Source organism: Fusobacterium sp. (assembly GCF_032477075.1).
Classification (GTDB): Bacteria; Fusobacteriota; Fusobacteriia; order Fusobacteriales; family Fusobacteriaceae; genus Fusobacterium_A.
The window spans coordinates 1-11,990 of the sequence record NZ_JAWDXO010000073.1 but is presented as its reverse complement, the minus strand read 5'-3'; the positions used below and the strand labels follow the sequence as shown (position 1 = coordinate 11,990).

Genomic DNA, 11,990 nt, shown 5'->3' with positions numbered 1-11,990 from the left:
AGATGGTATTATCTCTTTTTTTATAAACTATTAATCCTTGCTTTTATTGAGATAGCTTAATATTTGGGGAAAAAAGCCACAAAAATCGGAGCTACCCCTATAATAATCTTCTTTTTCTTTTACATATTTTCTATAAAGGGACTTAAAAATATATCCTGAATCAATAGGATATCCTAATTCCTTATAAACTTTCTTTAGGTTTGCTACAGATTTTACACAGGTATTATTAAGCTGGATCTCTCTTGTCTTTCCTGTTTTCTGTTCTCTAAGAATTATTTTATTATCTTTAGTTATATCTTCAAATTTTAGCTTCTGTAGATCTGAAATACGAAGAGCTACATTTACACCAAAATTTATAAGTTCCAGGATAACAGGTTTATTTTTATACTTCAGTACTTCCCTTATTCTTTTTAGATCATCTTCTTTTATATATTTTACACTTTCCATTTTTTCTCCTTAAAAATTAGGTATACTGTAGGTAGGCTATGGCTTTTAAAAGCTCTTAAAATTGATTTTACAAAGCCATTTTTTTCATAAACTTTGAAATTATATATATTTTCCTTCAGGAAGAGATTGTATACAATAAATTCTAATTCTTATATGGATTTTTAAGTTCAGGATTTAATTCATTAGCTTTTTTAAAGTCTGAATCAGCTCCTATATAATTTTTTAACTTATATCTAGCAAGTCCTCTATTATAATATGCATCTGCACCGTCAGGATCTAACTTTATTGCTTTATCAAAATCTAAAATAGCTTCTATATAATATTCTAAGACATATTTACTAAGCCCTCTATTATAATATACTAATGATTTATTAGAATTTAATTCAATAGCTTTATTATAATCTAAGATAGCTTCTTTATACTGTTTCAAATCATTTCTAGCACTCCCTCTGTTATTATATGCCTCTGCATTATTAGGCTCTAATTTAATAGCTTCGTTATAATCTAAGATAGCTTCTTTATATTGTTTTAAGGCATCTTTAGTAAGTCCTCTATTGTAGTATGCATCTGCATCATCAGGATTTAATTCAATAACTTTATCATAGTCTAAAATAGCTTCTTTATATTGTTTTAAATCATTTCTGACACTTCCCCTATTAGAATAAGCATCTACATCATTAGGGTTTAATTCTATAACCTTGCTGTAATCTAAAATTGCTCCCTCATAATCGTTTAATTTATTCTTAGTAATACCTCTATTGTAGTATGCATCTGCATATTTAGAATCTAAATTAATAGCTTTGGTGTAATCTGAAATTGCTCCTTCATAATCTTTTAATTCATCTTTAGAGTTTCCCCTATTGTAATATGCTACTGAATCTTTAGGTACTAATTCAATAGCTTTATCATAATCTAAAATAGCTTCCTTATATTGTTTTAAGTTATATTTAGCAAGCCCTCTATTGTAGTAAATATCTGCATACTTAGGATCTAAGTTGATAGCTTTATTGTAATTGAATATAGCTCCTTCAAAATCACTTAAATCAAACTTAGAGTTTCCTTTGTTATAATATATTTCAGCTTCTTTTAAATTAACTGAGGATACTTCAGCTTTTTCTTTTTCATTAGGTTTTTCTATCCAGCCACCAAATAATCCTAATAATAAAAATACTAATAATATTTTTTTCATGACTACTCCCTTTATCCTATCTTTAATAAAAATTTAAGAATTTATATTTTTTCTTCAGAAATAAATTAATGCATAAATTTTTTAAAATTAACTACTGAAGATAAATTATTTTTTGAGCATTCCAAAATGTACGAAAGCTTCTTTTATACCTTTCATTTTATTTTCAGGACAAGGATTAGTTCTTACATTTTCATCATATCTTCTATGTGAAACTTTTACTTTTATTCCTGATAATTCTTTCATATGTGCAATCCAGCAAGTCTTTACAGAATAACCATATTTATTTTTAACATATTGTTGTATTTCTTTATAAGTAGCCATTAATATTCCTCCAGTATCAATTATTGTATTGAAATAAAAAAACATACTTCCAGGAAATTAAAACGAAATAATAATTCAAACAATCTTTTTATCCTGGAGAATAAAACATATTGAAAAACATATTATCATTCTATCATTTATGGCAAGTAAATTCAATGAATAAGTAAGTGTTTTAGATACAAAGAATAAAGTCCGATAAAATATCGAAATAAAAAAGAATGTTTTTAACAAGAATATATTTTTGTAATGATATGATACTCTATAGTCTATTTAATAAAAAATTAGATTTTTTCAATACTTGTCATATTAATTGTATTATAGTATTTATAGCAAGTAAAAGCAATTAGGAAAAACAAAATAAAACTTTAGTATTGATTTCACTAGGTAAAATACTTGTCACTTCCAGCTTATGACAAGTATTGAAAAAAATAAACTAATTTTTTCTATTGACATAAAAGTAAAAAAATTCTGATTATAGATATTGGTTTTATTTTCTTATCCATTAAATTATCGGACTTGTTATTTGGCGATATAGAAAATTTGATTTTATAAAGAAAATGTGTTATGATATGACAATAAAATAAATTGCTTTTTCATCTGGTAGTTTTGGTTTTGTTTTGGATTCTCTTCTTTGTAATGTAGGCTTATTTATTGAGATGACTTTTGAGTTTAAAATGAGTTTTGATATGTTTGTAAATATTGAAGGGGGAATTTATATGTGGATTGTAGGTATATGTGCTTTAGTCAAGTGGAGAGTTTTCTAATCAATCTAATCCAAAATATCAGTTAGAATAGACTTGCACAGTAAGTTCGAATCTTACACTCTTCACCAATAATAAAAATAATGGATTTATAAAAAGAGGATAACACTTGTGTCATTCTCTTTTTTACTTTATGTGTATTTTCAAAAATATAAATTATATAATAAATTTCATGCATTATAATTTTGAAAGCTTTTTCTAAAAGTCTGGTACTACTATGAGTGGACCAGACTTTTTTATCTATAGATATTTTTATTCAATTAAATTATTGGATTAAAAAATAAGCTTTTTAATCTTTCCATGTTAATAAATATTCAAAATATTCTTCTTCTTCAGGAATAGATTCTTCTTTATATATTGGAAAGTAGCTCTCTTTTAAAAGCTTTTCTATAAACTCTACTATATGTAAATGATGTATAAATTCACTCTTGATTGTTATTTCATTTTCAGTACTTACTTTTAGCGATTTTTCATCTTCTGTTAATTCTCTTTCAAATTTTTCATCTAATGGAAAACTAAAAGTCCAACTTCTTGCTCTAATTTCTTTTACTCCTACTACATCTAAATCCTCACGTTCTTTAATTACTATTTTATAAAAATGAGAAATTTCATTTTTAGAATCACTATAATCTTTATATAATCTTATTTTTTCTCCATTTTCAATACGAGCTACTAAATGACTTGCCAAATCTTTTATTGTTTCTTTTCCAAATGTTAAAGAGTAACCTAAATTTAGGAATTGCTTTAGCACACCTTTTACACCATCGTTTCTTAATATGTTTCCAGATTTTGTTACTAAAAAAGCTTCTCCTTCTTTGGCTGAAGCACTTATTTCTATAATATCATCACCCTTTTTTAAATAAATTCTTTCTCCAATTCTTGCCATTTTTTCTAATGTTCTTAACATTTTCTATTCCCCCTCACATTTTAATCAATATATTTTAAAAGTAGTATAATTTAAAAAAATTTATATGTCAATGAATATGTCCTCTACAAGATTTCATTCTTATAATTTTTCTGTTTATAATATTCTATAAACGATATGACTTCTAAATAAAAAAAGACTACTATTTCTAGTAATCCCTCATATTATCTCTCATTTTCTGATTCTTTATCCTTATTTTTAGATTTTGCCCAGGGATTTTTCTTTCCTAGTACTTTCTGTTCTTACTCTAGAATATTTTGAAAGAATTCTCTTCTCTTTTATGTTATACTTAACTTGAAGTGAATTAAATTAATTGATTATTTAAAGGAGATATATGAGTAAATTTTATGATCTAAGCCCTGTAAATGATGTTACTTTGGATATTTATAAGGAAGCAATAAGTTATAGTTTAAAAAATAACAATATAAAAAATATAGCCATCTCTGGGAGTTATGGTGCTGGAAAAAGTAGTGTCCTTGAAAGCTATAAAAATCAAGAAAAGAAAATATAAATACTTTAGAATCAAAAATTTTAAATCAATTAATACACCAAATTTCAGTTGATAAAATACCTCAAACTTGCTTTAAAGTAAAAAGAAAAATTGATAAGGGAGAAATACTTTTTTCAACTGTTTTAATAATGTTACTTATTCTTGCATTGTTTTATAATATTTATTTTTATAAATGGAAAGCCTTTATATTAAAAGATCTTCCTTGTTTAACTTTTTCAACTACTAATATCTTTAGATTCTTAAGTTTTGTAGGTTTGTCATTTTTGTTAGGAATTTTTATTTATAAAGCATTAAAAATTCAAAAAACTAAAAATATTTTTAAGAAATTAAATCTCAATGGAAATGAAATAGAAATAGCAGAAGATAGTAATGAATCCTTTTTTGATAAATATTTAAACGAAGTTCTTTATTTATTTGAAGAAGCAAATGTTGATGTAATTGTATTTGAAGATATAGACCGTTATGGTATGGGAGAAATCTTTGGAAGATTAAGAGAAATCAACACTTTAGTAAATAATCGTTTAAAAACTGAAGGTAAAATTTTAAAATTTTTATACCTGTTAAAAGATGACATTTTTACATCTAAAGACCGAACTAAGTTTTTTGATTTTATAATTCCAATTATACCTGTAATAGATAGTTCTAACTCATATAATAAAATTTTAGAATTATTTGGAGAGGAATATTCAAGTAAATTAGAGAAATATTTTTTACAAGATATTTCCTTATATATTGATGATATGCGTTTATTAAAAAATGTTTATAATGAATTTAAAATTTATTATGAAAAACTTAAAGTTATAGAAATAAATTGTAATAAAATGCTTGGAATTATAATATATAAGAATCTTTTTCCAAAAGATTTTTCTGAGTTACAATTAAATCAAGGATTTGTATATAATTTATTTGCTAAAAAATCAGAGTTTATTGCTAGTGAAGTTCTAACTCTTAATGAAAAAGCTGAAACACTTAAAGAAGAAATAAATAAAATAAAAGATGAATATTTAATAACAACAAATGAACTAAATATAATAAAAAACCATATAGAAGGTAAGTATGCAACCTATAGAACAGTAGAAGAGAAAAATTTTTTAGTTAAATATTCAGAACGAAAAAATATTATTGATGAAAATAGAATCTCTAAAATAACTGAAATTCAAAATAAAATATTAAAAATTGAAAATCACAAAAAAACATTATTAAATAAAAGTTTAAAAAAAATTATAACAAGAGAAAATATTAATACCATTTTTGAAATGGAAGTTAAAGATGAACTGAATAATATAGAAAGATTTGATGATGTGAAAGGAAATTCTTATTTTAAATTATTAAAATATTTAATAAGAACTGGATATTTAGATGAAACTTATTCTGACTATATGACATATTTTTATGAAAATAGTTTATCAAAAGAAGACAAGATTTTCTTACGTAGTGTTTTAGATAGAGAGAAAAAAGAATACAATTACAAATTGAAAAATTCTAATTTAATTCTTGAAAGGTTAAGAGATATAGACTTTGAAGAAATTGAAATATTAAACTTTGATTTATTAGAAAATTTATTAGAAAATGATAAAGAAAAAAATAAACTAACTATTTTTCTTACACAATTGAAAGAAACAAAAAACTTTAGCTTTATTAAAGAGTTTTTTAATTTAGGTATAAAAGGGGAGTTTTTGGTTAAAAATTTAAACTCTATTTGGAAAGAATTTTTTAAAGAGTTAATAGAAAACAACTCATTCTCAAAGAAAGAAGAACATTACTATTCAATACTTACTTTATACACATCCGATGAAAGTCTATTAGACGATATTAATATAGACAATATTTTAAAAGAATATATAGAATTAAAAGATGATTATTTAGAAATAGAAAACCCTAATATAAATAAATTAATAGAAAAATTTAATGTGCTAGATATAAAATTTAAAAAAATAAACTATACTCTTGCTAATAAGGAATTATTTAATGAAATATATAAAAATTCCATGTATGAATTAAATTTTTATAATATAAGTTTAATGTTAAAGGAAATATTTGATATTACATCAAATGATGAAATTAGCAAGAAAAACTATACTTGCATGTATAACAACAGTTCTTCAGAGTTATATAATTATGTTGAGAATAATATTAATTCATATGTTGAAATTATTTTAGCAAATTGTAATTCTACTATAGAAGATGAAGAGCATGTTATATTAAAGCTTTTAAATAATGAAAATATAAATGAAGAATACAAAATAAAATATATTGAACTTTTAAGAACAACTATTTCTAACATTACATCTATTGAATATATTTCTCTTTGGGATAAACTATTACTAAATGAAAAAATTTTATATTCAGAAGAAAACATAATTTTATATTTCAATGAAAAACAAGAATTAAGTGATACTTTAATAAATTTTATTAATTTGGAAAAAAAATCTCTTTCATTTAAAAATATAGAGGAGATTATCCCTGAAGAAATAGCCGAAAAGCTTTTTGATTCTGTCTTAATATGCAATAGTTTAAAAAATAGTATCTATAAAAATATAATTGGATCTTTTAAATGGCATTATGAAGATGGAAATTTTCCAGAAAATATTTCTAAAGAAAAAATGGATATATTAATAGAATTGAAAACTATAAGAATGACCCCTGAAAACTTAAAAAAAATTAGAGAAAATTATAAAGACAACTTAAATTATTTTATCATATATAACATAAATTTATATACTGAAATAATGTCTGAAAGCATCTTTTCTCAAGAAGAACTATTAATAACTTTATCAAATAGCGATATTGAAGAAAGAGTAAAATTAGAATTACTAAAATTTTCAAATGATCCTATTCATATTACAAATATGGATTATTCTTCAAGTATCCAAGAATATATTTTAAAAAATAATTATGATCAAAAAGAATTTGAAAGTCTCATAAGAGAATACAGTCAATATGATAATAATATAAAAAATATTATATTTGAAGTAGCTATTGCAGATATAAATAATGATTATTACATGTTATTAGCTGCTTCTCCAGAGTTAAGAAAAAGAATTTTTAGCTCCAATGAAGTATCTGATGATAAAAAATTAAACTTCTTAATAGCTTTATTAGAAGAAATAAATGATGAAAAAGAAGTTCTAAAATATTTGAAATTTATGAGTTTAAAAGAATATAATGATATTTTTAAAAAAGAGCTTACTCTTATAATTGCTAAAACAGATTTTAATGAAAAGTTATTACAAAAGTTGCAAGAAAAAGAATTTATTGATAATTTTAATGAAAAGGAAGAATTTTATGAAGTTTTAACTAAAAAAAGATACATAGAAAAATTTATAGATTAATTAGACCTTACTTACAACTTTTCCAATAAAATCAAAGGGTTACTCTTGGATAACTCTTTTTTTAAGAAAAGTATTTTTCAAGAGTGTGAAAAAATTTTAGATTCTTAAAATATTAATATTTTGTAATGAAAATGGTATAAAACAGATTTTTTTCTATGTCAGAGACACTCTTGTTTAAGAGTGTCTTTTTGACTGCATCCTTAGCTAATTTTAAAGATGTTTTATATAATATAAAAAAGACAGATACTGGCATACCTGTCTTTTTGTTCCTGTTTTTCATATTAACTTTAACTAATTTATTATAACATAGATTTTTATTAAATTCAATGTTATAATATTTAAGTTCCTCCTTTGAACTGAACATCTCGTAAAAGGAGGTGCTAAGTGAAAAGGTTCATATTAATTTTAACTATGATAGTAATCTTTTTGTTATTATCTAAAAACTTATATTAGTTTTATGTGGGGACACTCTGGCAGGTGTCCCTGCTTTTTTAACAAATTTTCTCATCAGGGATTTTTCTTTCCTGAAGCTTTTTCTTTTTCTACTTCCTGATCCTTACTCTTCAAGTATTTATTTTCTCTTTCTCTGAAGTCTTTCATCAGATCCTTTATTTCATCTTCCATTTCTTTGGTGTCTGCAAGAATTTCTTCCTTGCTTTTTTTCTCTCCATATAGGACTTCTGACATTTCTGAATATTCATGAGCATTATCTCTCACATCTTTTACATAATACATTAATCTATATTCCAGTCCATCTGAAACTTTTTGAGTATCTTTTCCAAACTCCAGATCTCCCAGATCTATTCTGATTTTTTCTTTTATACATTCTCCACCATAATAAAGACTGATTTTAGTTTTATCATATCCTGATATCTCATTTTTTTCTTTATCATGTCTTCAGCTAATCCAAAGTCATTTTCAGACCAATGGAAAATTACCTGTAGTTTATCTAGTGGCTTTGTTAAAGGTTTATTCTCCAATTTTTCCTGAAGAGCTTTTACCTGCTCTTTTTCTCTTTCCAGGTAATTGCTATAGAGAAATTGTGATCCCTTTTCAGCCTCTATACAAGCTCTGAAAAGTTCATGATAATCTTCTTTCAATGTTTTTATCCAATAGTTTAAATAATTACTGTGATCTTGTAAATGTTCTCCTTCTAGTTTTATTCCTAGATCTCCTTGTAAAAAAACAGATCCTAATTCTGCTACAAGCTCTTCTTTTGCATATTCAGGACTTCCAAACATATTCCCTTTACCTCTATTAAGTCTACTTTCATGACCTGTACTATGTACCATTTCATGTAAAGTAGTAGATAAAAAAGATTCAGAATCTTTAAAACTTTCTCGTAGTGGTAATACTATTTCATCTTTTGATGGACTATAGTATGCTTCTTCTTGTCCAACTTCTTTTATTGGACACATAGAAGTAGCTATTTCAATGCCCTTTTCATCTTTTTCTTTTACTGTCTTGGAGAAGATCCACTTTTCACATAAAACTCCTTTTTCTCCTTTTTTAACCTGCCAGCCATCTTGGATCTTTATATCCATTTTTGACTGCTGCCATACTAAGCCTAAATCTATTTCCACCTTTATAATAAACTTCTGAAACTGGATTTTGTGGTCGTACTGCCATTTTATCCCACAGTTGTCTAGTTGCTACATATCCCTCTTCCATACTTTTTATAAGTTCATCTACGACTTCTTTTCTGTCCTCCATTACTATTTCAAAAGCAGACTTTTTATTTTTTTCCATCTTCAGCCCCTCCTTCAAGATCTGAAGATGGTACTATTTCTCCTTCATCAGCAACTCCATATTCTACAATTATTTTTTTATTTTTCCATTTTTTATGTTCTTCAGCTGCTTCTTCAATTTTCTTATTCATAATTCCCCTCCATTTTATCTCTCATTTTCAGATTCTTTATCTTTACCTTTGCTTTTAGCCCATGGATTTCTCTTATCTAAAACTTCTTTTCCTGGTTTATTTTCTTGATTATCTATCTCTTTTATTACTTTGCCATCTTTACAATATTCTATTGAATTTTTTATATCTCCTTCAATCCCTATTATATGTTTAGATTCAAGCAAATTTTCCTTATAGTTTTCTATAATTGTATTTCCATTTTCTTCTATAGTTATTTTATGTGCATATTCTCCAGTACTGAAATTAACTTTTTCATTACAAGGAGAAAGCCAAGGAGTTCTATCACTGTTATTTGGTAATTCTATATGTTCAGGAACATCATCATGACATTTATAATTTACTAAACTATTTTCCTTATACTCTAGATCTAAAAGTTTTTTTTCTTCTCCATATCCATCAATGGAAAAAACACTTACTTTTCCATTTAATTTCCCATCTTTATACTCTGCTTCTGTCCTATACAGACATTGTGTTGAATATGGATCTCCTATTTCATGATCATCATAAGATTTCCATTTACCTTCTTTCTTCCCATTGGTATAACTTCCACTTTGTTTAAATAAGTCTTCAACATCTTTTATTTCTAATAGCCCATAATAACCAGTTGAATTAAAATATCCTTCTCCCCAAAATCCTTCTTTTTCTCCATTTTCATTATATTTCCCTACTCCTAAAATATGATTTTCTCTATCATATTTTGTTTCTCCTACTGAATTACCTTCTTTATCATAAAAATTTAAGATTGTATTCATTTTCCCATTTCCTGTTACCTTTTCATAATCATAAATTAATTTCCCATCTTCTCTATATAACTTTGTACTGTCAAATGCCTCTGTTTCTGTTCTCTTAGATATTTCTTCACTTTTTGTTTTTCCTGAACCATAGAAGCTTTCTGTTTTACTAAAAGATTTTGATGTTCTTCCTTCTTTTTCAAATTTTTCATCTGTAATATATCTTAAATTTTCCATTCCTCTATATGATAAAAATTTACTTTGTTCTACTTCTCCTTCTTTATTTTTATATTCAATCTTCTTTGAACTGTACATTCCATCTTTTTCATAACCCTCTGATGTTACTATACTTCCTGTATCTGTTATTTTTTCTGTTTTTTCTAATCTCAATACTCCATTTTCAAAGTAATATCTGCTTGTAGTTGATTCTAGTTCCCCTGTTTCTGTATAGATTTTATGACTTTTTATATTTCCATTTTCATCATACTCTTTTTCCTCTATCTGTACTGGATATTCTCCTTGTAGAAAAATTCTTTCTGTTTTTACCTTTTCATTATCATAAAGTTCTTGATCTGTTCTTTTGTCTCCTTCAATTATATAATTCATTTTCATTATTCCTTCATTAGAGCTAGTTACCCATATCCCTATTTTTTCTCCATCTTTATAATAACCTTCACTTTGTATTATTCCACCATCTTCTGAATAACTATTTTCTTTCCAAAGTCCAGTTTTTACTCCATTTTTATATGTTCCTTCACTGTTTTCTTCCTTCCAAAAACCATCTTTATTTCCTTTGAAATTTACTTTGTTTTCTTTTTTTTCTCCTTTTTTAAACATATTACTTATATTATCTAAAAATTCCATATTTCTTTCCTCCTTGTATATTTTTTGACTTTTTGGGTAAATATGATATAATTAAGTTGAAAGACCCTTAGGGGCACTTATGTAGTATTTAGTAGATTCATGTTCAGAATATCAGCCCTCAATTTTTGGGGGCTTTTATTCTGCCCTTGAACAAGGCAGAACTAAATACTATATAAGGAGGTACTATTATGTACATCTATATTCACTCACTTTCAATTCATGGAGGAATTGCAATTGCTTTCTTCATTGTTGTTTGGTGGTGGTATAAGAACAAATAGTAACCTCAAGCCCCTTTGGGGCTTCTTTTAATTCCCACTTAGCACTATTATAGTATTAATATCTTGTGGCCAATCACAAATTAGCCCAAGATATTGTATTTATTATTTTTTCTTTTTTTCAGGAAATCCATCTAGTTTTAGATTAGGATATTTCTTCCCATCTTTTTCTGTTATTTCCAGCTTCAGATATCCTTCAAATTTTTTATTTTCTTTTCCAGTAAGTGTAAATACAGCTTTTTTTCCCCTTAACAATGATTTTACTTTTGCTTTTGTCATTGTAAGTTCATCAGAAAATCTCTTAGTTTTTTTCCATAGCTTAAAGTCACAATTTTTGTAGTCACTACAGTAAAAGTTTTTTTCTCCTTCATAAACTGGTTTTTTACATACAGGACACTCTCCAAGTGCTTCTTTTAACTCATTTCTATCTATTTTTTCAAGTTCTATATCTTTAGATATTATTCCTTTTAGTTCTTCTGCTGTCATATCTATAGCTTCTTCTACTTTGGCTTCTCCTTTATATATCTTTTTAAGTATTTTTGAGAATTCTACTGTTTTGTCAGCATATAAATTAATTTCTAACTTATCTAAGTTTTCTATTAATTTCTCTCCAAGTACTTCTATTGAGTAATTAGAAGCTTTTTGTGATATATATTCTCTTTTTTTACAAGTTTCAATAATTCCTGTACGAGTTGCTTCTGTTCCTATTTCAATTC

10 protein-coding genes and 1 pseudogene are annotated in these 11,990 nt (G+C 25.4%); 1 reads left to right on the top strand and 10 read right to left on the bottom strand.

What is annotated here, in order from left to right:
• Nucleotides 1-30: 30 nt before the first annotated feature.
• The 4 genes from E6771_RS15830 to E6771_RS15815 form a co-directional block, all read right to left on the bottom strand.
• Nucleotides 31-447: a tyrosine-type recombinase/integrase gene (locus tag E6771_RS15830; protein WP_316092319.1), complete on the bottom strand. Its 417-nt coding sequence runs from the start codon at nt 445-447 to the stop codon at nt 31-33.
• A gap of 142 nt (nt 448-589) precedes the next feature.
• The gene (locus tag E6771_RS15825) at nt 590-1,636 is read right to left on the bottom strand and encodes a tetratricopeptide repeat protein (protein WP_316092318.1); all 1,047 of its coding nucleotides are present in this window, start codon (nt 1,634-1,636) and stop codon (nt 590-592) included.
• 105 nt (nt 1,637-1,741) lie between these two features.
• Nucleotides 1,742-1,957 carry a hypothetical protein gene (locus E6771_RS15820; RefSeq protein ID WP_316092316.1) on the bottom strand — a complete coding sequence of 72 codons (216 nt, stop codon included), beginning with the start codon at nt 1,955-1,957 and terminating at the stop codon, nt 1,742-1,744.
• Nucleotides 1,958-3,007: 1,050 nt separating this feature from the next.
• Entirely contained in the window at nt 3,008-3,625 is a 618-nt protein-coding gene (locus tag E6771_RS15815; protein ID WP_316092314.1) for a hypothetical protein, read from the bottom strand.
• A 352-nt stretch (nt 3,626-3,977) separates the two neighbouring features.
• Between E6771_RS15815 and E6771_RS15805 the strand changes: the two are divergent.
• Nucleotides 3,978-7,486: pseudogene (locus E6771_RS15805) on the top strand (hypothetical protein).
• 507 nt (nt 7,487-7,993) lie between these two features.
• Here the strand turns inward: E6771_RS15805 and E6771_RS15800 are convergent.
• From E6771_RS15800 to E6771_RS15775, 6 genes are all read right to left on the bottom strand, one after another.
• The gene (locus E6771_RS15800; RefSeq protein ID WP_316092309.1) at nt 7,994-8,221 is read right to left on the bottom strand and encodes a hypothetical protein; all 228 of its coding nucleotides are present in this window, start codon (nt 8,219-8,221) and stop codon (nt 7,994-7,996) included.
• A gap of 83 nt (nt 8,222-8,304) precedes the next feature.
• Nucleotides 8,305-9,030, bottom strand: a complete 726-nt coding sequence (locus tag E6771_RS15795) for a zincin-like metallopeptidase domain-containing protein (protein ID WP_316092308.1) — start codon at nt 9,028-9,030, stop codon at nt 8,305-8,307.
• Nucleotides 8,996-9,235: an ArdC family protein gene (locus tag E6771_RS15790; protein ID WP_316092305.1), complete on the bottom strand. Its 240-nt coding sequence runs from the start codon at nt 9,233-9,235 to the stop codon at nt 8,996-8,998. Before E6771_RS15790 ends, E6771_RS15795 begins: the two co-directional genes overlap by 35 nt.
• Nucleotides 9,222-9,365, bottom strand: coding sequence for a hypothetical protein (locus E6771_RS15785; RefSeq protein WP_316092303.1), 144 nt, complete (start codon nt 9,363-9,365; stop codon nt 9,222-9,224). Before E6771_RS15785 ends, E6771_RS15790 begins: the two co-directional genes overlap by 14 nt.
• A gap of 14 nt (nt 9,366-9,379) precedes the next feature.
• Nucleotides 9,380-10,999 carry a hypothetical protein gene (locus tag E6771_RS15780; protein ID WP_316092301.1) on the bottom strand — a complete coding sequence of 540 codons (1,620 nt, stop codon included), beginning with the start codon at nt 10,997-10,999 and terminating at the stop codon, nt 9,380-9,382.
• A 380-nt stretch (nt 11,000-11,379) separates the two neighbouring features.
• Nucleotides 11,380-11,990 (bottom strand): DNA topoisomerase (locus E6771_RS15775; protein WP_316092298.1); only part of this gene is annotated, 611 nt, incomplete at its 5' end.

What these genes read in the sequence shown, in the direction of transcription:
- E6771_RS15820 (WP_316092316.1), bottom strand. Translation starts at nt 1,957, where the DNA reads ATGGCTACTTATAAAGAAATACAACAATATGTTAAAAATAAATATGGT.
- E6771_RS15795 (WP_316092308.1), bottom strand. Translation starts at nt 9,030, where the DNA reads ATGGATATAAAGATCCAAGATGGCTGGCAGGTTAAAAAAGGAGAAAAA.
- E6771_RS15815 (WP_316092314.1), bottom strand. Translation starts at nt 3,625, where the DNA reads ATGTTAAGAACATTAGAAAAAATGGCAAGAATTGGAGAAAGAATTTAT.
- E6771_RS15830 (WP_316092319.1), bottom strand. Translation starts at nt 447, where the DNA reads ATGGAAAGTGTAAAATATATAAAAGAAGATGATCTAAAAAGAATAAGG.
- E6771_RS15780 (WP_316092301.1), bottom strand. Translation starts at nt 10,999, where the DNA reads ATGGAATTTTTAGATAATATAAGTAATATGTTTAAAAAAGGAGAAAAA.
- E6771_RS15790 (WP_316092305.1), bottom strand. Translation starts at nt 9,235, where the DNA reads ATGGAAAAAAATAAAAAGTCTGCTTTTGAAATAGTAATGGAGGACAGA.
- E6771_RS15825 (WP_316092318.1), bottom strand. Translation starts at nt 1,636, where the DNA reads ATGAAAAAAATATTATTAGTATTTTTATTATTAGGATTATTTGGTGGC.
- E6771_RS15785 (WP_316092303.1), bottom strand. Translation starts at nt 9,365, where the DNA reads ATGAATAAGAAAATTGAAGAAGCAGCTGAAGAACATAAAAAATGGAAA.
- E6771_RS15800 (WP_316092309.1), bottom strand. Translation starts at nt 8,221, where the DNA reads ATGTATTATGTAAAAGATGTGAGAGATAATGCTCATGAATATTCAGAA.